This is a genomic window from Aeromicrobium sp. CTD01-1L150 (assembly GCF_041951745.1).
Classification (GTDB): domain Bacteria; phylum Actinomycetota; class Actinomycetes; order Propionibacteriales; family Nocardioidaceae; genus Aeromicrobium.
In genome coordinates this window covers 3,364,099-3,384,286 of sequence record NZ_CP169555.1, presented here as the reverse complement: position 1 = coordinate 3,384,286, position 20,188 = coordinate 3,364,099, and the positions used below count along the sequence as shown (strand labels likewise).

Below are 20,188 nucleotides of genomic sequence, written 5' to 3'. Positions count from 1 at the left end.
CCGCAGCGGAAGGGAGTCCGTGCGAACCCGTTCGTGCCGATCCTGATGCGCGATGATGGTCGGTGTGGACATCTGGTTGGCATCGGACCCGGGCGTCGTGGTCCTGCCGGACGGTCGCCGCGTTCGCGGCCGAGCGCTCCGCGACCCCCTGGACGTCGAAGCCGAGGAGCCCGATCTCGGCCTCTACCTCACGGCCACGCCGGTCGAGACGGGCTGGGAGTCGCGCTGGGTGAGGTGGCCCGACTTCTGGCTGCCCCGCTCCACCACTGAAGCCGTCGCCGCGCTGGTGGAGGTGCACCGGTGGGCGCAGGACGCCAAGGTGGAGATTGCCTGTGGTGGTGGGACGGGGCGCACGGGGACCGCGATGGCGGTGCTCGCCCGCCTCAGCGGGGTGCCGTCGGCCCAGGCCGTTCGATGGGTGCGCGGGCACTACCGGCCGCGCGCCGTCGAGACGCCGTGGCAGCGACGGTGGGCCGCCCGGGTGGAGCTGCCGGAGCCCGGCGAAGCCCGCACGCCCTGACTGGCCCGGGTCTCACGGCTGGGCTGGGCTCGGCTCGTCGTCGTGGGTGTCCTCGGCATCGCCCCTCGGGCGAACGGGGCCGCGAAACAACACGTGGAGGAACAGGATCGCCATGACGGCGACTCCGACCCACATCGCCTGCTGCCACCCGTCGACGAAGGACTCCTGCGCGGCCCGCACGAGCGCCGAGCTCTCCGGGCCGGCGTCCGCAGCCGCCGCGAGAGCGTTGGCGACGCCCTCGCGGGCGGCGTCGGCCGTCCCGTCCGGGACGCCGTCGAGCCGTGAGTCGATCGCTCCGCGGTAGCCGGCGGACAACAACGCGCCGAGCAGGGCGACGCCGAGCGCCGTGCCGAACTCGCGGGTGACGTCGTTGAGTGCGGACGCCACTCCCTGTCGCTCCCGAGGCAGCGAGCTGGTGATCGACTCCGTCGACGGTGTCATGGACAGGCCCATGCCCAGACCCATCGTCAACATGCCGGGCAGCACGGCGAGGTAGCCGCCGTCGACGGAGACGAACGTCGCGAGGAGCATGAGCCCGGTGCCGCCCAGCAGGACTCCCGAAGCCATCGTCGCCCGGTTCCCGACGCGGGCCGCCACCTGCGGTGCGAGACCCGAGGCGAGCATCATCAACAGCGCCATCGGCATCAGGGCGAGCGTCGCGCGAAGCCCGGACCAGCCGAGGACGGCCTGGAAGTACGGGAAGATCACCACGAAGACGCCGGCTTGCACACCGAAGACCACGAGCAGGGTCAACGACCCGCTGGCCAGGCCGCGCTCGCCGAAGAGTCGAACGTCGATCAGTGGAGCACGCTGGCGCAGCTCCCACCCGACGAAGCCGCCGGCGGCGACGAGCCCGATGACGAGGCTCACCAGGGTCTCCGGTGCGCTCCAGCCCTTCACCGGTCCCTCGTGCAGCACGAAGATCAGCCCCAGCACGGCCACCACCGAGGTCAACGACCCGACGACGTCGAATGCGTGCTCGGACTGTTCGCGCGAGTTCGGCACCGAGCGCAGCACCACCGCGACGGACACGAGGACGAGGGCGACCGGCAGTGCGAACAGCCATCGCCAGCTGGCGAGGTCGACCAGCGTCGCGGACAGGTACATGCCCAGGATCCCGCCGCCTCCGGCGACGGCCGTCCACATCCCGATGCCCTTGGAGCGTTCCTTCTCGGGGAAGGTGGAGGTGATGACGGCGAGGGTGACCGGCATGATCATCGCGGCCCCGACCCCGGCAACGAACCGCGACGCGAGCATCACCTCCGACGAGGGAGCCAGTCCTGCGGCCGCGCTGGCGAGCCCGAAGACGCCCAGGCCCGCCAGGAGCACCGGCTTGCGGCCCCGACGGTCGCCGATCGCTCCGAGCGGCAGCAGCAGGGCGGCCAGGCTGATGGTGTAGATGTTGATGAACCACAGGACCTCGCTCTGCGAGGCGTCGAACTCGACGGCGAGCTGCGGCTGAGCGACGTTGAGGCCCGACACCGAGGCGATGACCGCCATCAGGGCGATGCAGACCGCGAGCAGGATCGCGCGCCGTTGGCGTGGGTCGTGGATGGTCGGGTCCGCCTCGGGGGTGAGGTGGTGCACGGCGGTGCTCATGGCGTTCCTTCCAGGGACGTGATGAAGAGAGCAGGAGATTCGTCGGTGCCTGGGCAACCGACGTTCGCGGGGGAGAGGCCCGGGGCGTGTCCTAGGTGCGGCGAGTGGCGCGGACGACGACGTCCTGCAGCGGGACCTCGTGGCCGTTCGGGCCGGTCAGGGTGCGTCGCCGCTCCTCGGCCGTCACGACGTCCCACAGGGAGTCGTCCAGGCGTGCTGCGACCTGCGCAGCGGTGACCGACGACTCTGCTCCGTGACTGTGTGGGTCGGCGTGGTCATGGAGATGGCCGACGATGAGCAACGTGCCGCCCGGTGCCACCCAGCCGGCGATCCGGTCGTAGAGATCCAGCTGCGGCATCGCCGAGTGCGCGTAGTGCGTGGTGACGAGATCGAGCTGGGTGGACGGTTCCCACACGGCGACGTCCGCCTGCGCCCACTGCACGGGCACAGCCGGTCCGACAGCGCTCTCGCGCTCGGCCGCCCGGGCCAAGGCATCGCAGGAGATGTCGGCCCCGGTCACCCGCCAACCCCGGTCGGCGAGCCAGAGCGCCTCCGCGCCGGCTCCGCAGCCCGCGTCCAGGGCTGTTCCGGGCGTGAGGTCGCTGACCTCGCGCACCAGGTGGGGGTTGGGCGGACTGGTCGCCATGGATCCTGCCCCTGTGCTGCCTGCCCGGCGCCAGTGCTCCTCCCAGAACGCCCTGTCGAACCCCTGGTCCGTCGGGTGCATGTCGGTCTCGGTGGGTGTTCGGCTGTGGTGTGTGGTCATGGAGTCGATGTTCCGCACCTCCGCCCCGATGGGCAAAGTGTGTTGCCGAATGGCAACGTCGGATCTATGGTCGGTCCATGAACCAGACCCTCGATGCCATCGGACCGCGGCTGAAGCGGCTGCGGCAGCGCCGCGAGCTCACCCTGGCCGAGCTCGCGCAGGAGACGGGGATCTCCGCCAGCACGCTGTCCAGGCTCGAGGCAGGTCGTCGGCGGCCCACCGTGGAGCAGCTGCTGCCCCTGGCCCGTGTGCACGGGGTCACCCTCGATGAGCTGGTGGACGCGCCGCCCACCGGCAACCCGCGCATCAACCTACGGCCCATCGCGTGCAGCGACGGGTCGGTCATCCTTCCCCTGACCCGCCGCCCGGGCGGCATCCAGGCCTACAAGTTCGTCCTGCCCCGAGGGCGGGACGACGCCGAGCCCGACCTACGCACCCACGAGGGCCACGACTGGGTCTACGTCCTCAACGGACGCCTTCGCCTCGTCCTCGGCGAGCACGATCTCGTCCTGGAGCCCGGCGAGGCGGCGGAGTTCGACACCCGAACCCCCCACTGGTTCGCCTCCACCAGTGCCGGACCCGTGGAGTACCTCAGCCTCATCGGCCGGCAGGGCGAGCGGGCCCACGTCCGGGCGGCGTCCGTGTCGAAAGGGGGCGGGCCGAGCCGCTCCGGATGATCTGACGCTCGGCGGCGCGGGCTCTCAGCGGCGCGAGCGCGCCGCCTTGGAGCGCTCGGAGGCATTGAGGATCACCTTGCGGATGCGCACGTTGCCCGGGGTGACCTCGACGCACTCGTCCTCCCGGCAGAACTCCAGGCACTGCTCCAGCGACAGCTTCTTGGGGGGGATGACCTTCTCGAAGTTGTCCGACGTCGCCGAGCGCACGTTGGTCTGCTTCTTCTCCTTGGTGATGTTGACGTCCATGTCGTCATCACGGGAGTTCTCGCCCACGATCATGCCCTCGTAGACCTCGGTCGCCGGCTCGACGAACAGCGTGCCGCGCTCCTGCAGGTTGGTCATCGCGAACGACGTCACGGCGCCGACGCGATCGGCCACCAGGGAGCCCGACGGTCGTGTCGAGATCTCGCCGAACCACGGCTCGTAGCCCTCGGAGATGTGGTGCGCGATGCCGGTGCCGCGCGTATCGGTGAGGAACTCGGTGCGAAAGCCGATGAGGCCGCGTGCCGGCACCAGGAACTCCATGCGGACCCAGCCGGTGCCGTGGTTGACCATCTGCTCCATGCGGCCCTTGCGTACGGCGAGCAGCTGGGTGATGGTGCCCAGGTACTCCTCGGGGGCGTCGATCGTGAGGCGCTCGACCGGTTCGTGGACCGCGCCGTCGATCTCGCGGGTGACCACCTGCGGCTTGCCGACGGTCAGCTCATAGCCCTCGCGCCGCATCTGCTCCACGAGGATGGCCAGGGCCAGCTCGCCGCGTCCCTGCACCTCCCACGCGTCGGGGCGGTCCGTGGGCAGCACCCGGATCGAGACGTTGCCGACGAGCTCGGCGTCGAGCCGGTCCTTGACCAGCCGGGCCGTGACCTTGGTGTTCTTCTCCCGCCCGGCGAGGGGAGAGGTGTTGGTGCCGATGGTCATGGAGATCGCCGGCTGGTCGACGTGGATCAGCGGCAGCGGCTCGGGGTTCTCCGGGTCGGCCAAGGTCTCGCCGATGTTGATGTCGGGGAACCCGGCCACGGCGACGATGTCGCCGGGCCCGGCCTTCTCGCCCGGTTTGCGCTCCAGCTCCTCGGTGATCAGCAGCTCGGTGATCTTGACCCGCTCGATGGAGCCGTCGCGCCTGCACCACGCGACCTGCTGACCCTTGTGCAGCTCACCCTCCTTGATGCGCACCAGGGCGAGCCGGCCCAGGAACGGCGAGGAGTCGAGGTTCGTCACGTGGGCCTGCAGTGCTGCTCCCTCGGTGTACTCCGGTGCGGGGACGGCCTCCAGGATGGTCTGGAACAGCGGGATCAGGTTCTCGCTCTCCGGCAGCTCACCGTCGGCCGGCTGCTCGTGGGAGGCGCGCCCCGCGCGGGCCGACGCGTAGACGACCGGGAAGTCGAGGGCGTCGTCGCCAGCGTCGTCGGGCAGCAGGTCGAGGAAGAGCTCATACGTCTCATCGACGACCTCGGCGATACGCGAGTCGGGGCGGTCGACCTTGTTGACCACGAGGATGACCGGCATCTTGGCGGCCAGGGCCTTGCGCAGCACGAAACGAGTCTGTGGCAGGGGGCCCTCGGAGGCGTCGACCAGCAGGACGACCGCATCGACCATGGACAGACCGCGCTCGACCTCGCCGCCGAAGTCGGCGTGGCCTGGGGTGTCGATGATGTTGATGGTGACACCGCCCTCAGGGGCGCCGGGGCCCCTGTAGCGCACGGCGGTGTTCTTGGCGAGGATCGTGATCCCCTTCTCGCGTTCGAGGTCCCCGGAGTCCATCGCGCGCTCAGCCAGCTGATGGTGCTCATCGAAGTGGCCCTGCTGCTGGAGCATGGCGTCGACCAGCGTGGTCTTGCCGTGGTCGACGTGCGCGACGATGGCGACGTTGCGCAGGTCGTGCCGCACGGCGGTGTTGGCGTGCGGGGCGGAGTCGGTGGACATGCGAAAGATCCTCGCGCTGGAAGTCGTGGGGTGAGGGGCCGTGGGCAAGCATCAAGAACGGCGGCCGTGTGAAGTGTAGTGCGGTGGGTCCGCCGGCACCGACGTCGTCCCCTGCCGGTGCCCTCGCGTCCCGAGTGTCGCGCAGATCACCAAAAGTTCACTTCCGCAACAGTTGCGATGTCGTTAGTATTTTGTCTCGTGACTGATCGGGCCCGACTCCACGAGCGGCTGGAGGAGTTCGTCCAGCTGCTCATGAGCCGCGTGCACGCCGAGGGACTGGACCAGCTCGTGGAGCTGGACCTCTCGCTCACCCAGGCGCGCACGATGTTCGCGGTAGCCCACGCAGGACGCCCATTGGCGATCAACGAGATCGCCTCGGCCATCGGACTGTCGGTCGCGGCGGCGGGTCGCACTGTCGACTCGCTCGTGCGGCTCGGCACCCTCGAGAGACGTGAGAGCCCCGACGACCGTCGGGTGAAGCTCGTCGGCCTCACCCCACGCGGGTTCGCGGCCGTCGACGAGCAGTTCGAGCAGAAGCGTCGGGCCCTGCGGCTCTGCGCCGACCAGCTCGATCCAGCTGATGCCGAGGCCCTCGACCAGGTCCTCGGACAGATCCTCGCCAGTCAGGCACTGCGAGAGAACCAGGAAGACACCGCATGACCGAGCACGACCCGCCATCGGCGATCACCGACCCCAACGCCCCCGTCCCCGACGACGACCGCATCACGCCCGAAATCCTCAAGGTGGCCGGCGTCGTGGTGCTCGGCGCGATCATGTCCATCCTGGACGTGACCGTCGTCAACGTCGCGCTGCCGACATTCCAGACCGAGCTCTCCACCACCGGTGAGCCGCTGGCCTACTCCACCGTGGCCTGGACGGCCACCGCCTACATGCTCGCGCTCGCCGCGGTGATCCCGTTGACCGGCTGGGCCGCCGACCGGTTCGGCACCAAGCGGCTCTACATCACGGCCCTCACGCTGTTCACGATCGGCTCGGCACTGTGCGCGGCCGCGTGGAACATCGAGTCCCTCATCTCCTTCCGGGTCCTGCAAGGGCTCGGCGGCGGCATGCTGATGCCACTGGGCATGACGATCATGACCCGCGCCGCAGGTCCGCACCGGATGGGGCGCCTCATGGCGATCCTGGGCATCCCGATGCTGCTCGGCCCGATCATGGGCCCCATCCTCGGCGGTGTGGTCATCGACCAGGCCTCCTGGCACTGGGTCTTCCTCATCAACCTGCCGATCGGGCTGGCCGCGCTGGTCTACGCCATCCGGGTGCTCCCCCGCGACGCCACCGAGCCCAGCGAGCGGCTCGACGTCGTCGGCATGCTGCTCATGTCGCCCGGTCTCGCGCTGTTCCTCTACGGCGTCTCCACCATTCCCGAGACCGGGACGGTCGCGTCCGCCAAGGTCCTGGTGCCGGGCATCGCGGGCGCCCTGCTGGTGGCGGGCTTCGTGCTGTACTCCTTCCGCCCGGAGCACCCGCTGTTGAACCTCCGGCTGCTCGCCAACCGCAATCTCGCGGTAGCCACGATCGTCATGTTCCTGTTCGCGGGGGCGTTCTTCGGAGCGTTGCTGCTGGTGCCCACCTACTTCCAGCAGGTGCGCGGTGAGAGCGTGCTGATGGCAGGACTGCTCGTGGCGCCGCAGGGTCTGGGCGCGATGCTCACGATGCCGATCGCCGGCACCCTGGTGGACCGGATGCCCGTGGGCCGCATCGTGCCGTTCGGGTTGCTCGGCATTCTCACCGGACTGCTGGGGGTCTCGCTGAGCACGGCGCCGGACACGTCGTACTGGCAGATCGTCGCCTGCCTGTTCGTGATGGGCCTGGGGATGGGCGCCACGATGATGCCGATCTTCACCTCGGCGTTGAAGACCCTCAAGGCGCATGACGTGGCCCGCGGGTCGACGTTGATCAACGTGGTGCAGCAGGTGGCCAGTGCCACCGGAATCGCCACGATCTCCGTCGTGCTGACCAACTCGATGAAGTCGGGTGCGATCCTGCCCGGTTCGGAGCAGGTGCCCGGGCTCGAGGGTGGTGTGACCGCGGCGCAGCTGGCAGCGACCTCGAACACCGACCAGGGTGAGAGGCTCATCCAGGCCCTGCAGGTGCCGGCAGACGTGCTGCAGCAGGGGCTCATCGACCTGGCGGATGCGTTCCAGAGCTCCTACTGGGTCGCTCTCACGGTGCTCGTGGTCACGCTCGTCCCAGTGTCCCTGCTGCCGCGGCGTCGTGAGGTCTCGCGTCTTGCCGACGACGAGGACGGCGCTCCTCCCGCACTCGTGCACTGATCGTGTCCGTGCGCTGAGCCACCTGGCGCACCGGCAAGGCCTCAGGACGGACGAAGCCCCTTCCCGGCTCGGGAAGGGGCTTCGTCGTGGGGACCTCGCACAGGGCACTAGGTCTTGTTGTTCTCCTCGTTGCTGAGCGCGGTCTCGATGCGCTCGTCCACCGGTTCGGCGAGGTGCTCGTCGAAGTTCTCGACGATGTGCTCGGTGACGTGCTCGGAGAGCTCCTGCTGGAGCTCACGTTCACGAGCACGACGTGCCAGCCGCGTGATCTCACGGTGCTCGAGCTTGAGCGCCCGATAGGTGGCGACGGCCATGGCGATCATCACGAGGCTGAACGGCACCGCCGTGAGGATCGCGCCGGTTCTGAGCGCCATCAACCCACCGGCCAGCAGCAGGCTGATGGCCACGGCGCCCTCGAGGACGGCCCACATGATGCGGCTCCACGTCGGCGGGTCCTGGTTGCCGCCGGAGGCGAGCATGTCGACCACGAGGGACCCGGAGTCGGAGGACGTGATGAAGAAGACCGTCACCAAGATGATGGCGATGCCGGACAGCAGAGTCGCGGCCGGCATGGTGTCGAGCAGGCTGAACAGCACGGTGGCCTCGTCGCCGACGCCGTCCTCCCCGACCATGTCACCGGTTCCCATCTGTCGCCAGATCGCCGCGCCACCGAGGACGGTGAACCACAGCATCGTGACGAGCGTGGGCACGATGAGCACGCCCGCGACGAACTCGCGGATCGTCCGGCCGCGGGAGATGCGTGCGATGAAGACGCCGACGAAGGGCGCCCAGCTGATCCACCAGCCCCAGTAGAACGTCGTCCACCAGCCCTGCCACTGGACGCCGTCCTCGCCCTGCAGGGCCGAGGTGTTGAAGCTGAGCGAGACGATGCCGGCCAGGTAGTTGCCGATGTTCTGCACGAAGTCACGCAGCACGAACAGCGTCGGGCCCAGCGCAAGGATCATGAGCAGGAAGACGCCGGCGAGGATCAGGTTGCCGTTGGACAGCCACTTGATGCCCTTGTCGACGCCGGTGACGACCGAGACGACGGCGATGGCCGTGATGACGACGATGACGATGACGCGCAGCGGATCGGTCGCCTCCTCGACGACCCCGAGGTGAGCCAGACCGGCCGTGATCTGCTGGACGCCCAGACCGAGCGATGTGGCGACACCGGCAACGGTTCCGACGACCGCGATGACGTCGACCACATCGCCCAGGCGCCCCTTGACCTTGTCGCCGAAGAGCGGTTCGAGCGTCCAGCGCAAGGAGACCGAACGGCCCTTGCGGTGGATGGCGTAGGCCATCGCGAGTCCCACCACGACGTAGATCGACCACGCATGAAAGCCCCAGTGCAGGAAGACCTGCGACATCGCGGAGTTGGCCAGCTCGGCCGAGTCGCCCTCGACACCGGGCTTCGGGTCGGTGAAGAAGGTCAACGGCTCCGCGGCGCCCCAGAAGACCAGTCCGATGCCCATGCCGGCGGCGAACAGCATCGCGAACCAGGCCGGAAGGCTGAACTCGGGCTTCTCGCCGTCCTTGCCGAGCGTGATGTCGCCGAAGCGGCCGATGCCCATCCACAACGCGAACAGGACGAAGCCGCTGACGACCAGCACGTAGTACCAGCCGACGCCGGAGATCACGCTGGTCTGCGCCGAGTCGAGCACCTCGCCCGTCTTGCCGGGGAAGATCGTCGCGATCGCCACGACGACGACGATGATGACGACCGATGGGTAGAACACGCCCGGTGAGATGGACGAGAAGGGTGACGACTTCCGACTCTCCTCCGCGGGAGGTCGGTCTTGCGTCGTTGACATGCCAAGTCCTTCCGATGGCTTTTCTGGAGCCATATGACCATTCCAGCGGTTGGCGGACCTGTCAAACAGCTCAGGTGCGGCGTGCCACCTTGTGGTGGGCGGCCTGGTCCAACGGCTTGACCACGACGAGGTCGACGTTGACTCGCTGCGGGCGGGTGGCGACCCAGGTGATCGTCTCGGCGATGTCCTCGGCGACGAGCGGCTCGACACCGTCGTACACCGAGCCGGCGCGGTCGGCGTCGCCGCGGAACCGGGTGAGGGAGAACTCCTCGGTATGCACCATGCCGGGGTCCACCTCGCACACGCGGACTGGCCGTCCGTTGAGCTCCAGCCGCAGGGTCTCGGTCATGACGGCGACCGCGTGCTTGGCGGCCGTGTACCCGCCCCCGCCCTCGTAGGCGGACCGACCAGCGGTGGAGCCGACGTTGAGGACGGTCCCCCCGCCGTCGGCCTCCAGCGCCGGGAGCAGGGCGCGAGTGGTCTGCAGGGTGGAGATGACGTTGATCTCGTACATGCGCCGCCAGTCGTCGGGTTCGCCGTGCTCGACGGCCTCCAACCCGATGGCACCGCCGGCGTTGTTGACCAGCAGGTCGAGGGTGGGGCCGACGGCCTCGGCGAGTGCGGCCACCTGGTCGGCGTCGGTGAGGTCGCACGTGACGGCACGGCCGCCGATCTCGGTGGCCAGCACCTCGATGCGCTCGGTGCGCCGGGCGACGCAGACCACGTCGAACCCGGCCGCGGCCAGGGTGCGGGCAGTGGCCGCACCGATGCCGCTGCTGGCTCCTGTGACGACGGCGAGAGGGGTGGGTGAGTTCATGGACCCATGCTTGCAGATGCCGAGTGGGACGCGCCTGAGACGATGGGAGGCGGACCGTGACCAGGAGGTGGCCATGAGCGAGCGTCAGCGAGCGAACGGGGGGCGCACCAACGCGCCGCCGCCGGACCCTGCGCACTGCTTGGCGGCGGTGGCGCGGTGAGCCGGTCGGACGGACCACGTCGGGTGGCCATGCTGTCGGCGCACACCTCGCCGCTGGAGCAGCCGGGCACCGGAGATGCCGGCGGCATGAACGTCTATGTCCTCGAGCTCTCGCGGCGCCTGGCGGCCCGTGGGGTCGCCGTCGACGTCTTCACCCGCTCGACCTCACGACACCTGCCGCCCGTCGTGCAGGAGTCTCCCGGGGTCACGGTGCACCATGTCTCGGCCGGCCCCTTCGACGGACTCACCAAGGACGACCTGCCCTCGCAGCTGTGCGGGTTCGTGCGGGACGTGCTGCGTGAGGACGTCGAGCACGGCCCCGGTCGCTTCGACCTCGTGCACAGCCACTACTGGCTCTCCGGGCAGGTGGGCACCGTCGCGGCGGAGCGGTGGGACGTCCCCCTGGTGCACACGATGCACACGATGGCCAAGGTCAAGAACGCCCGGCTCGCCGACGGCGACCGTGCCGAACCTCCCGGTCGCATCGCGGGGGAGCAGGAGATCGTCCGCATCGCCGACAGCCTCCTGGCCAACACCGACGACGAACGTCGTGAGCTCGTCGACCTCTACGGCGCCGAGCCGTCCCGTGTCCAGGTGGTGCACCCCGGGGTGGACGTCGAGGTGTTCCGCGGCGGTCGCCGTGTCCAGGCGCGGGCGAGGCTCGGGCTGGCGGCCGATGCCGACGTGCTGCTGTTCGCCGGCCGCATCCAGCCGTTGAAGGCGCCCGACGTCCTGGTGCGCGCGGCCGCCCTGATGGTGACGCAGCGTCCGGAGCTGCGTCGAACACTGCGGGTCGTCGTGGTGGGAGGTGCCTCGGGATCGGGTCTCGAACGGCCCACCGCGCTGGCCGAGCTGGCGCAGGAGCTGGGGGTGGCCGACGTCGTCGAGTTCGTGCCGCCGGTGGAGCAGGCGGTCCTTGCCGACTGGTACGCGGCGGCGACGGCCGTGTGCGTGCCCTCCTACAACGAGTCGTTCGGACTGGTGGCCATCGAGGCTCAGGCGTGTGGAACCCCGGTCGTGGCCGCGCGCGTCGGCGGACTCGCGACGGCGGTCACCGACGGCGTCACGGGCCTGCTCATCGACGGGCACGACCCCGTCGACTACGCCGCGGCCCTCGACCGGCTCATCAGCGATCCACAGCTGCGCGAGTCCATGGGCACCAAGGCTGTCGCGCATGCTGCGTCGTTCGGGTGGGACGTCACGGCCGCACGCACGCTGGAGGTCTACCGCCTGGCCCTGGAGCACCGCAAGCAGGGGAGCCGCTGTGCCTGAGCTGCGAGAACACGTGCGGCAGGTCATCGCGGGCGCTCTGGCCGACGCCGAGCTGGAGCACACCGAGCACCGCCCGGGGATCTTCGACGTCGACCTGCCGGGCGAGCGCAAGCTCAAGACCACCGTCCGCCTGGAGGTGGGTCAGCACGCCCTGGGGGTGCACGCCTTCGTCGCCCGCCGCCCCGATGAGAACCACGAGGGGGTCTACCGGTGGCTGCTGGAGAAGAACCTCAAGCTGTTCGGCGTCGCCTTCGCCATCGACGCCGCTGGTGACATCTATCTCGACGGGCGCCTGCCGTTGCAGTCGGTGACCTCGCAGGAGCTCGACCGGCTGCTCGGCGCCGTCCTCTCCTACGCCGACGACTCCTTCAACACCATCCTGGAGCTGGGCTTCGCCTCGTCCATCCGCAAGGAGTGGCAGTGGCGGGAGTCCCGCGGTGAGCCCACCGGCAACCTCCAGGCGTTCAAGCACCTGCGCCCCGACTCCTGACGACACGTGCGGTGGCCGTGGCGGCATCGTGGTTCGACGCTGTGGCCGCGTCCGCGTAGCGTGATCGGCATGCAGGTATCGGTCTTCTGCGACGTCACCGACGCGTGGTCGTACATCGGGGTGACGCGCCTGAACCGGGCGGCGGCGACGTTCACCCTCATCACGGGCGAGCCGGTCATCAGCTCGTTGCGGGCCTCGCAGCTCTCGCCCGACGAGCCGAACGACGGCCAGCCCCTGATGGACGCACTGGCCGACGAGCTGGGTGGCCGGGACCGCGCCGAGAAGCACGTCGAGCAGGTCGTCGCGGCGGCCAAGATCACGGGGCTGGACATCGACGTCACCGATGCCGTCCGGGCCAACTCCTTCGATGCGTGGCGGCTGCTGTCCTGGGCACTCGAGCAGGGGCCGGGGCCGCAGCAGGACCTCGCCCAGCAGCTCTGGCGGGCGCACTTCCTGGAGGGCGCCGACGTCGGCGACCCGCTCGTGCTGGCATCGCGGGCCGCGCTCGCCGGGCTGGACCTCGAGGCCGCCGATGCGGTGCTGGAGGGCGACGACTACGCCGACGCCGTGCGCACGCAGGACGAGACGGCACGCTCCCTCGGCATCAAGCAGCATCCGCTCGTGGTGGTGGAGTCACGATGGACCCTCGCCGGGCTGCAGTCCCAGGACGACTACGTCCGCGGGTTGCAGCAGATGTACGCCCAGTGGCGCGACGAGCTCGGCTCCTGAGACTCGGCGTCGCGGCCGTCGGTAGGCTCGGGGTTCTCGATACGTCCCGCTCGTCCCTCGCGGGGCACTCGACCTCCTCCGATACGCTCCGGACATGACCTACACGCTCGTCCTGCTGCGCCACGGGCACAGTGAGTGGAACGCCAAGAACCTCTTCACCGGCTGGGTCGATGTCGACCTCAACGAACAAGGCCTGGCCGAGGCCTCTCGTGGAGCCGAGCTGCTCGCCGGCGCGGACATCACTCCCGACGTCGTGCACACGTCGTTGCTGCGGCGAGCCATCAGGACGGCCGACATCGTCCTGGACGGCATCGACCGGCACTGGATCCCGGTGCGTCGTTCGTGGCGGCTCAACGAGCGTCACTACGGGGCGTTGCAGGGCAAGGACAAGAAGCAGACGCTGCAGGAGTTCGGCGAGGAGCAGTTCATGACCTGGCGTCGCTCCTACGACACGCCGCCCCCGGCGCTGGCCGACGACTCGGAGTTCAGCCAGGCCGCCGATGCCCGCTACGTCGGGTTGCCGGACGAGCTGCTGCCGCGCACCGAGTGCCTGGCCGACGTGCTGGAGCGGATGCTGCCGTACTGGTACGACCAGATCGTCCCCGACCTGCTCACCGGCCGGACGGTGCTCGTCGCCGCCCACGGCAACTCCCTGCGGGCACTCGTGAAGCATCTCGACGGTCTCGGGGAGGACGAGGTCGTCGGGCTCAACATCCCGACCGGTATCCCCTTGGTCTACGAGCTGGACGCCGACCTGCGGCCCACCGTCACCGGTGGCGAGTACCTCGATCCCGTGGCTGCCGCCGACGCCATCGCAGCTGTCGCGAACCAGGGACGCTGACGGCCCGGTCCTCATCAACCGTGGCGGCGCGCGGTACCCCTGGTTCAGGTGAGCGCGAGGATGAGTCCGAGGGCGGTGCCGGCCGCCACCAGTGTGGAGATGGTCGCGAGCGCCAGCGCGCGGGGTGGAACGGGCCACAGGTCAAGCAGCCGGATCCCGACGCCCAGGCCGAACATGCCGGCCGCGAGCAGGAACGAGGTCATCAGGTCGGTGACCTCGAGGACGTCGCTGCCGAGCAGGCCGCTCGAGCGCAGGGCGACCGCGAGCGCGAAGCCGATGACGAACCATGGCACCAAGGGGGTCCGCCCCGCCGTGCTGCGTCCCGTCGCTCCCGCGCGGCCGCGTCTGGACGCGAGCAGGTGGACGGGGGCGAGGAGCATGATGCGCCCGAGCTTGACGGTCATGGCCACGGCGATCGCGCTCGTACCCAGGATGGAGGCGGCCGCGGCGACCTGTGCGACCTCGTGGATGCTCGCACCGGCCCAGATCGCCCCTTGCTCCGTCGAGAGCCCCAGCACATGGGACAGCCAGGGCACGAGGGCGATCATCGCGCTGCCGTAGAGCGTCACCATCGCCACGGCGAGCGCGACGTCCCGCCGGGTTGCGCGTGCGGAGTCCTCCACGGCGGCGATGGCGGCGGCGCCGCAGATCGAGAACCCGGCTGCGAGCAGGGTGACCAGTCCGCGCTCGAGCCGCAGCAGGTCCCCGATCACGATCGTCGCGACGTAGGTGACGGTCACCGTCGCCACGATGACCACCAGTCCGGGCGGCCCGATCTGGACGATGTCGCTGGCGGGTAGCTTGAGCCCGAGCAGGACGACACCGATGCGCAGCAGCGTCCGCGTCGCGCGAGCTTGCTGTGACATCACGGCGGTGGTGGCCAGCCGGGTGTTCGCCAGCACGGCTCCGATGAGCAGCGCGATCAGCAGAGGACTGACGAGGGGCACCAGGTGATTCAGCGCCAGGGCTACGAGCGCCGCCACCGCAGCGGGCAGCAGGGTCCAGCGTGACTCTCGGGCACGAGCCGCCGTGGTGGTCATGCTTCGAGCCTGAGGGTCGCGACATGCTCCTGGTAGTCCCTGAAAGTCACCCACGTGATAATCAGAGGTGATGACACTCGAGGTGGAGCTGGAGACACTGCGGCTGTTGGTGGCGGTCGACGAGACCGGCTCGCTGACCCGAGCGGGAGCGGCGCGCGGGATCTCGCAGCCGGCCGCCAGCGCCAGGGTGCGTGCTTTTGAGTCACGGTGGCGCCTGGTGGTGCTCGAACGCACTCGTCGAGGCTCCGAGCTCACCACGGATGGTCGCGCGATCGTGTCCTGGGCCCGCGACGTGCTGCACCAGGCGGACCTGCTGGCCGCCGGTCTCTCCGCCCTGAGCGCCGAACGCCAGAACGCCCTCTCGGTCGCGGCCAGCCTCACGGTGGCCGAGTTCATCCTGCCGCGCTGGCTGGGAGAGCTGCGGCACCGTCTCGACGGGATCCATCCGCGGCTGCAGGTCGTGAACAGCGACCGCGTCGCGGAGATGGTGCGCGAGCGGGAGGTCGACCTCGGCTTCATCGAGACCGCTGCCTATCCGGTCGATCTCGATCGTCGTGTCGTCGGCTCGGACCAGCTCGTGGTGGTGGTCGAGCCGTCCCATCCGTGGGCACGCCGCAGCACCCCGATCGATCGCCGGACGATGATCGATGCGGAGTGGGTGCTGCGTGAGGAGGGCAGTGGAACTCGCAGCACGTTCGAACGTGCCCTGCGTCAGCAGCCCAAGGTGGGACTGGTCGCCTCGTCGACGACGGCGCTCATCGGCGCGGCCGCGGCCGGTCTCGGGCCGGCGGTGATCCCGTCGCGTGCGGCGAACGCCGAGATCGTGGCGGGACGGCTGGCGAAGGTCGACACGGAGCTGGACCTCATGCGTCCACTCACGGCCGTGTGGCGGCGCGCAGAGAGCCCGTCCTACCCGGCCACCGTGCTGATGAACATCGCGGCGGCGGACATGCGCGAGTGAGCGACGCCGAGCCGCTCAGGTCCGCCGCGAGGTCCTCAGGGGCCCCGTGGGGGCTCAGGTGTCGAGCTTGTAGCCCAGGCCCCGGACCGTGGTGAGCGTCGACGGGTGCCCGGGGTCGGGCTCGATCTTGGCGCGCAACCGCTTGACGTGGACGTCGAGCGTCTTGGTGTCACCGACGTAGTCAGCGCCCCAGACGCGGTCGATGAGCTGGCCGCGGGTGAGCACGCGACCGGGGTTGCGCAGGAAGAACTCCAGCAGCTCGAACTCCTTGAGCGGCAGACGTACCGTCTCGCCCTCGACGGAGACCAGGTGTCGCTCGACGTCCATCCTCACGCGGCCCGCCTCCAGGACGGCCTCGTCGTCGACCTCCTCGGTCACGCCACGGCGCAGGACGGCACGGATGCGGGCCACCAGCTCGCGGGGGGAGTACGGCTTGGTGACGTAGTCGTCGGCGCCGAGCTCGAGCCCGACGACCTTGTCCACCTCGGTGTCCTTGGCGCTGACCATGATGATCGGCACCGCCGACGTCTGGCGGATCTGGCGGCACACCTCCGTGCCGGGCAGGCCGGGCAGCATCAGGTCCAGCAGGACGATGTCCGCCCCACCGCGCTCGAACTCCGTCAAGGCGTCCGGCCCGGTCTCGGCGATCGCGACGTCGAAGCCCTCCTTGCGCAGGACGTAGGACAAGGCTTCGCTGTAGGACGTCTCGTCCTCGACCACAAGAACGCGTGTCACGCGGTCTCCTCTTCGATCTCGAGCCGGTGCTCGGGCAGCACCAGCGTGAACGTCGAGCCCGCACCGGGCTCGCTCCAGACCTCGACCGTGCCGTTGTTGCTGGCGGCCACGTGCTTGACGATCGACAGTCCCAGGCCGGTTCCGCCGGTCGCGCGGGCGCGGGCCGGATCGACACGGTAGAACCGTTCGAAGATCCGCTCGATCTCCTGCTCCGGGATGCCGATGCCGTGGTCGGCCACGGTGATCTTGACCGACGAGTCGACGAGGGTAGCGGTGACCGCCACGCGCGATCCTTCCGGGCTGTAGGCGACGGCGTTCTCCACGAGGTTGCTGACCGCGGCGTACAGCTGGCCGCGGTCGCCGTGCACGAGCAGCCCGGGCTGGATGTCGCGGGCGATCTCGATCTGCTTGCTCTCGGCCTCGGTGGCCGAGTGCTCGCAGGCCTCGGAGACCAGCTCGTCGACCTTGACGACGGAGGCGTCGTCGCTGACCTGGTCGTTCTGGAGCCGCGCGAGGTCGATGATCTGCTGGACGAGACGGGTCAGGCGTTCGCTCTCGGACTGCATCCGGGCGGAGAAGCGGGCCACGGCGTCCGGGTCGTCCTTGGCCTCCGAGACGGCCTCGGCGAGCAGCCCGATCGCTCCGACCGGGGTCTTGAGCTCGTGGCTGACGTTGGCGACGAAGTCGCGTCGGATGGCCTCCACCCGTCGTTCGCGCGTCTGGTCCTGCGCCAGGACCAGGGTCAGCCGCGAGGTCAGGGTCCCGACGCGGACGTGGACGTGGGCGGTGGCCCCGCGTCGGGGCTGCAGGTCGAGGTCGACCTCGCGGGCGTGACCGTCGCGGCGCACCTGGCGCACGAGGGACAGGATCTCCTCATCACGCACCCGTCCGTCGCGGACGATGCCGAGGGCGACCGCCGGTGCCGACGCCCTGACGACCTCCTCGGAGGCATCGAGGACGACGGCCGAGGAGGACAGGACCGACAGGACCGCGTCGGCTCCGGCGGGAATGAGTGGGGACGGTTCCGGCGGCGCCGCCACCTGGCGATGCTCGCTGAAGCGCCAGGCGTACGCCACGATGGCGCCGACCAGGGCGCCGACGATGCCTGCCGCGAGCAGGCCGATACCGATGTCCACGGTCCCGATGGTAGGCCCCACGCCCGCCCCGACCGTCGCGTGAACAGCGTGCGACGAGGGACTTTACGGTGCTGTTCACACCACGTTCACCGCGCGTCGCCTCTCGTTCACCGCCGCAGCCTAGGTTGATGGCATGCGCGACCAGTACTACGAACAGCTCGACACCATCGTCGACGACCTCGTCACCCTCACCGGCACCGTCCGCAAGGCTGTCTCCGCCGCGACGGCCGCCCTGCTCAACGCGGACGGCCCGCTCGCCGAGACTGTCATCGCCGGCGACCAGGCGATCGAGGAGTCGGTGGAGGAGATCGAGGAGCGCGCTCTGCTGCTGCTGGCCACCCAGCAGCCGGTCGCCACCGACCTGCGTCAGCTGGTCGCGACCCTGCGCATGCTGACCGACCTGCAGCGCATGGGTGCCCTCTCCGTGCACGTCGCCAAGGTGGCGCGACTGCGCATCCCCGAGGTCGCGGTGCCGACCACGCTGCAGCCCACGATCATGGCCATGGCCTCCACGGCCGACCAGATGATCCACGCGGCCTCGCGCATCGTCGCCAACCGTGACGTCGACGCGGCGAGTCGCCTGGAGAGCACCGACGACGAGATGGACCGCCTGCGCAAGGATCTCTTCCGCACCCTGTTGGGCGGTCAGTGGGAGCACGGCATCGAGCCGGCCATCGACCTCGCCCTGCTGGGTCGCTACTACGAGCGCATCGGTGACCACGCGGTCTCCATGGCGCGCCGGGTCGTCTACCTCGTGACCGGTGAGCTCGCCCCGCCTGCCTGACCGCCGGCCTTCGCGACTGAGACTGACGAAGAAGCCGCCGTCGCTCCCGTCGCGGGGCCTTGTGGGGTCGGTGCGGTCCGCCGACGCCATGGAACAGGCCCCGTGACCAGCCGGTCACAGGGCCTGTTCGGGGGTGGTCACTCGGCGGGGGTGTCCTCCACAAGAGCCGCTTCCCCATCCTCTTCGGCGGCCTCCTCCTCGGCGGCGGCCTCTTCCTCCGCGGCGCGCTCGGCAGCCGCGGCCGCGGACTCCTCCGGGATGCTGGAGTACTCGGCGATGCGCGCCACCACGGGAGCTTGTACGGCGACCTCGCCGGAGCCCTCGAAGGTGAGCGTGACGGTCACGTAGCGGCCCTCGCCGGTGTCCTCGATCTCGAGGCCGGCGAGCTCACCCTCGGGGCCGAGGGTCAGCCGGCCGCCGGCGGGAACGGCGACGTCGCCTGCGGTCTCGACGGCGGTGGGGGTGCCCTCGGAGCCCTCCTCGACGGTCAGCGGCGTGAACGTGGCACCGGCGAGAACCTGTTCGTCGTCGGTCGTGTTGACGACGCCGGCCGACAGCGAGAACGTCCCGTCGGAGTTCTCGACCAGCAGCACGTTGTAGAGACGGACGTCGCCCTCACGCTGCACGGCGCCGATGCCCGGCTGGTACTGCTTGCCCGTGGCGGCGTCGAAGCCGGTGTGGCAGCCGGCCAGGCCGGTGGCGGCTGCGAGGACGAGGGCGGCGGCCGCAAGGCGGCGGGGTCGGTCCGTGGTCACCGGATTCCTGCTTCCCGTCGGAAATGGGGTCGTGTGGTGGTCGCCCCGATGGTAACCGAGCCCCCTGGAGGTCCCACGGACAGGGATGTCGCCCGCCTCGCGTACCGGGTGCACCGCCCCGGCGGCCTTCTGGTTCACACGGTGCCCCGATCCGTGGAACTTGCGATCTGGACAATCACGCAGACCTGCTGCTACGGAGCTTCCGGCCTCTCATCGCGGGAAAATGCTGTCGGAGAGCCGTGTTAAACTGGTCACCTAGGAAAGGTGCGCCTTATATGACTTTCACTGTCGGAGAGACGGTTGTGTACCCCAATCACGGGGCCGCAGTCATCGAAGACATCGAGACCAGAACCATCAAGGGGGAGGAGCGCGACTACCTCGTGCTCCGGATCGTCGCTCAGAACGATCTTGTCGTCCGTGTCCCAGCGTGCAACGTCGACTTGGTCGGCGTGCGGGACGTCGTCGACAAGGACGGGCTGGAGAAGGTCTTCGGCGTCCTCCGAGCCGAGCACGTGGAGGAGCCGACCAACTGGTCGCGACGCTACAAGGCGAACCTCGAGAAGCTGCACTCCGGTGACGTGATGAAGGTGGCGGAGGTCGTGCGCGACCTCTGGCGTCGTGATCACGAGCGCGGGCTGTCAGCGGGTGAGAAGCGGATGCTCGCCAAGGCCCGTCAGATCCTCGTCTCCGAGCTCGCGCTCGCTGAGAAGACCAACGAGGACAAGGCCGAGAGTCGTCTCGACGAGGTTCTCGCCTCCTGAGCCGAACCAGACCGAACGCCCTCGCCGCGCGCCGGCGGGGGCGTTCTTCGTCTGCGTCGCCGACTCGTCCGGTCGGTCAGTGCTCGACGGGACCCCGGGCCGGCAGTCAGAG

20 protein-coding genes are annotated in these 20,188 nt (G+C 69.6%); 11 read left to right on the top strand and 9 right to left on the bottom strand.

Annotated elements, in window-relative coordinates; all coding sequences use genetic code 11:
* Positions 1–64: 64 nt before the first annotated feature.
* On the top strand, positions 65–520 hold the full coding sequence (locus tag ACEVFP_RS16755) for a protein-tyrosine phosphatase family protein (RefSeq protein ID WP_375000584.1): 456 nt from the start codon (positions 65–67) through the stop codon (positions 518–520).
* A gap of 12 nt (positions 521–532) precedes the next feature.
* Here ACEVFP_RS16755 and ACEVFP_RS16750 read toward each other — a convergent pair whose 3' ends face one another.
* Complete coding sequence (locus ACEVFP_RS16750; RefSeq protein ID WP_375000583.1) at positions 533–2,119, bottom strand: MFS transporter; 1,587 nt, start codon at positions 2,117–2,119, stop codon at positions 533–535.
* Between the two features lie 91 nt (positions 2,120–2,210).
* Positions 2,211–2,885 (bottom strand): class I SAM-dependent methyltransferase, encoded by a 675-nt coding sequence (locus ACEVFP_RS16745; RefSeq protein ID WP_375000582.1) that lies wholly within the window; start codon positions 2,883–2,885, stop codon positions 2,211–2,213.
* 77 nt (positions 2,886–2,962) lie between these two features.
* On the opposite strand from ACEVFP_RS16745, the gene ACEVFP_RS16740 reads away from it, so the two are divergent.
* The gene (locus ACEVFP_RS16740) at positions 2,963–3,562 is read left to right on the top strand and encodes a helix-turn-helix domain-containing protein (protein WP_375000581.1); all 600 of its coding nucleotides are present in this window, start codon (positions 2,963–2,965) and stop codon (positions 3,560–3,562) included.
* Positions 3,563–3,586: 24 nt separating this feature from the next.
* Here the strand turns inward: ACEVFP_RS16740 and typA are convergent, their stop codons facing one another.
* A complete protein-coding gene (typA, locus tag ACEVFP_RS16735; RefSeq protein WP_375000580.1) occupies positions 3,587–5,485 on the bottom strand; it encodes a translational GTPase TypA in 1,899 nt (632 codons plus the stop codon).
* A 198-nt stretch (positions 5,486–5,683) separates the two neighbouring features.
* On the opposite strand from typA, the gene ACEVFP_RS16730 reads away from it, so the two are divergent.
* Both ACEVFP_RS16730 and ACEVFP_RS16725 read left to right on the top strand, forming a co-directional pair.
* Positions 5,684–6,145 (top strand): MarR family winged helix-turn-helix transcriptional regulator, encoded by a 462-nt coding sequence (locus ACEVFP_RS16730; protein ID WP_375000579.1) that lies wholly within the window; start codon positions 5,684–5,686, stop codon positions 6,143–6,145.
* Positions 6,142–7,779 (top strand): DHA2 family efflux MFS transporter permease subunit, encoded by a 1,638-nt coding sequence (locus tag ACEVFP_RS16725; protein WP_375000578.1) that lies wholly within the window; start codon positions 6,142–6,144, stop codon positions 7,777–7,779. The genes ACEVFP_RS16730 and ACEVFP_RS16725 overlap by 4 nt, the downstream gene beginning before the upstream one ends.
* 107 nt (positions 7,780–7,886) lie before the next feature.
* Here the strand turns inward: ACEVFP_RS16725 and ACEVFP_RS16720 are convergent, their stop codons facing one another.
* Positions 7,887–9,521, bottom strand: a complete 1,635-nt coding sequence (locus ACEVFP_RS16720; protein ID WP_375000577.1) for a BCCT family transporter — start codon at positions 9,519–9,521, stop codon at positions 7,887–7,889.
* A gap of 145 nt (positions 9,522–9,666) precedes the next feature.
* Positions 9,667–10,413 (bottom strand): SDR family oxidoreductase, encoded by a 747-nt coding sequence (locus ACEVFP_RS16715; RefSeq protein WP_375000576.1) that lies wholly within the window; start codon positions 10,411–10,413, stop codon positions 9,667–9,669.
* Positions 10,414–10,569: 156 nt separating this feature from the next.
* Here ACEVFP_RS16715 and mshA point away from each other — a divergent pair, with 156 nt between their 5' ends.
* From mshA to ACEVFP_RS16695, 4 genes are all read left to right on the top strand, one after another.
* Positions 10,570–11,844: a D-inositol-3-phosphate glycosyltransferase gene (mshA, locus tag ACEVFP_RS16710; protein ID WP_375000575.1), complete on the top strand. Its 1,275-nt coding sequence runs from the start codon at positions 10,570–10,572 to the stop codon at positions 11,842–11,844.
* A 1-nt stretch (position 11,845) separates the two neighbouring features.
* On the top strand, positions 11,846–12,334 hold the full coding sequence (locus tag ACEVFP_RS16705; RefSeq protein ID WP_375003860.1) for a YbjN domain-containing protein: 489 nt from the start codon (positions 11,846–11,848) through the stop codon (positions 12,332–12,334).
* A gap of 69 nt (positions 12,335–12,403) precedes the next feature.
* On the top strand, positions 12,404–13,063 hold the full coding sequence (locus ACEVFP_RS16700; protein WP_375000574.1) for a DsbA family protein: 660 nt from the start codon (positions 12,404–12,406) through the stop codon (positions 13,061–13,063).
* A gap of 94 nt (positions 13,064–13,157) precedes the next feature.
* Positions 13,158–13,904 carry a phosphoglyceromutase gene (locus ACEVFP_RS16695; protein WP_375000573.1) on the top strand — a complete coding sequence of 249 codons (747 nt, stop codon included), beginning with the start codon at positions 13,158–13,160 and terminating at the stop codon, positions 13,902–13,904.
* A gap of 44 nt (positions 13,905–13,948) precedes the next feature.
* Here the strand turns inward: ACEVFP_RS16695 and ACEVFP_RS16690 are convergent, their stop codons facing one another.
* Positions 13,949–14,944, bottom strand: a complete 996-nt coding sequence (locus ACEVFP_RS16690; RefSeq protein ID WP_375000572.1) for a YeiH family protein — start codon at positions 14,942–14,944, stop codon at positions 13,949–13,951.
* 70 nt (positions 14,945–15,014) lie between these two features.
* Between ACEVFP_RS16690 and ACEVFP_RS16685 the strand changes: the two genes are divergently transcribed.
* Positions 15,015–15,905, top strand: coding sequence for a LysR substrate-binding domain-containing protein (locus tag ACEVFP_RS16685; RefSeq protein WP_375000571.1), 891 nt, complete (start codon positions 15,015–15,017; stop codon positions 15,903–15,905).
* A gap of 54 nt (positions 15,906–15,959) precedes the next feature.
* On the opposite strand, the gene ACEVFP_RS16680 is transcribed toward ACEVFP_RS16685, so the two are convergent.
* Positions 15,960–16,640, bottom strand: coding sequence for a response regulator (locus ACEVFP_RS16680; protein ID WP_375000570.1), 681 nt, complete (start codon positions 16,638–16,640; stop codon positions 15,960–15,962).
* Positions 16,637–17,776, bottom strand: coding sequence for a sensor histidine kinase (locus ACEVFP_RS16675; RefSeq protein ID WP_375000569.1), 1,140 nt, complete (start codon positions 17,774–17,776; stop codon positions 16,637–16,639). The genes ACEVFP_RS16680 and ACEVFP_RS16675 overlap by 4 nt, the downstream gene beginning before the upstream one ends.
* 133 nt (positions 17,777–17,909) lie before the next feature.
* On the opposite strand from ACEVFP_RS16675, the gene phoU reads away from it, so the two are divergent.
* Positions 17,910–18,560, top strand: a complete 651-nt coding sequence (gene phoU, locus ACEVFP_RS16670; protein WP_375000568.1) for a phosphate signaling complex protein PhoU — start codon at positions 17,910–17,912, stop codon at positions 18,558–18,560.
* Positions 18,561–18,697: 137 nt separating this feature from the next.
* Here the strand turns inward: phoU and ACEVFP_RS16665 are convergent, their stop codons facing one another.
* Positions 18,698–19,315 (bottom strand): hypothetical protein, encoded by a 618-nt coding sequence (locus tag ACEVFP_RS16665; RefSeq protein ID WP_375000567.1) that lies wholly within the window; start codon positions 19,313–19,315, stop codon positions 18,698–18,700.
* A gap of 275 nt (positions 19,316–19,590) precedes the next feature.
* Here ACEVFP_RS16665 and ACEVFP_RS16660 point away from each other — a divergent pair, with 275 nt between their 5' ends.
* A complete protein-coding gene (locus ACEVFP_RS16660) occupies positions 19,591–20,076 on the top strand; it encodes a CarD family transcriptional regulator (RefSeq protein ID WP_375000566.1) in 486 nt (161 codons plus the stop codon).
* Positions 20,077–20,188 lie beyond the last annotated feature (112 nt).

Excerpts from the sequence above, each read along its gene's own strand:
- ACEVFP_RS16750 (WP_375000583.1), bottom strand. The coding sequence starts at position 2,119 with ATGAGCACCGCCGTGCACCACCTCACCCCCGAGGCGGACCCGACCATC.
- ACEVFP_RS16745 (WP_375000582.1), bottom strand. The coding sequence starts at position 2,885 with ATGACCACACACCACAGCCGAACACCCACCGAGACCGACATGCACCCG.
- ACEVFP_RS16740 (WP_375000581.1), top strand. The coding sequence starts at position 2,963 with ATGAACCAGACCCTCGATGCCATCGGACCGCGGCTGAAGCGGCTGCGG.
- typA (WP_375000580.1), bottom strand. The coding sequence starts at position 5,485 with ATGTCCACCGACTCCGCCCCGCACGCCAACACCGCCGTGCGGCACGAC.
- ACEVFP_RS16725 (WP_375000578.1), top strand. The coding sequence starts at position 6,142 with ATGACCGAGCACGACCCGCCATCGGCGATCACCGACCCCAACGCCCCC.
- ACEVFP_RS16715 (WP_375000576.1), bottom strand. The coding sequence starts at position 10,413 with ATGAACTCACCCACCCCTCTCGCCGTCGTCACAGGAGCCAGCAGCGGC.
- ACEVFP_RS16700 (WP_375000574.1), top strand. The coding sequence starts at position 12,404 with ATGCAGGTATCGGTCTTCTGCGACGTCACCGACGCGTGGTCGTACATC.
- ACEVFP_RS16695 (WP_375000573.1), top strand. The coding sequence starts at position 13,158 with ATGACCTACACGCTCGTCCTGCTGCGCCACGGGCACAGTGAGTGGAAC.
- ACEVFP_RS16690 (WP_375000572.1), bottom strand. The coding sequence starts at position 14,944 with ATGACCACCACGGCGGCTCGTGCCCGAGAGTCACGCTGGACCCTGCTG.
- ACEVFP_RS16685 (WP_375000571.1), top strand. The coding sequence starts at position 15,015 with ATGACACTCGAGGTGGAGCTGGAGACACTGCGGCTGTTGGTGGCGGTC.
- phoU (WP_375000568.1), top strand. The coding sequence starts at position 17,910 with ATGCGCGACCAGTACTACGAACAGCTCGACACCATCGTCGACGACCTC.
- ACEVFP_RS16660 (WP_375000566.1), top strand. The coding sequence starts at position 19,591 with ATGACTTTCACTGTCGGAGAGACGGTTGTGTACCCCAATCACGGGGCC.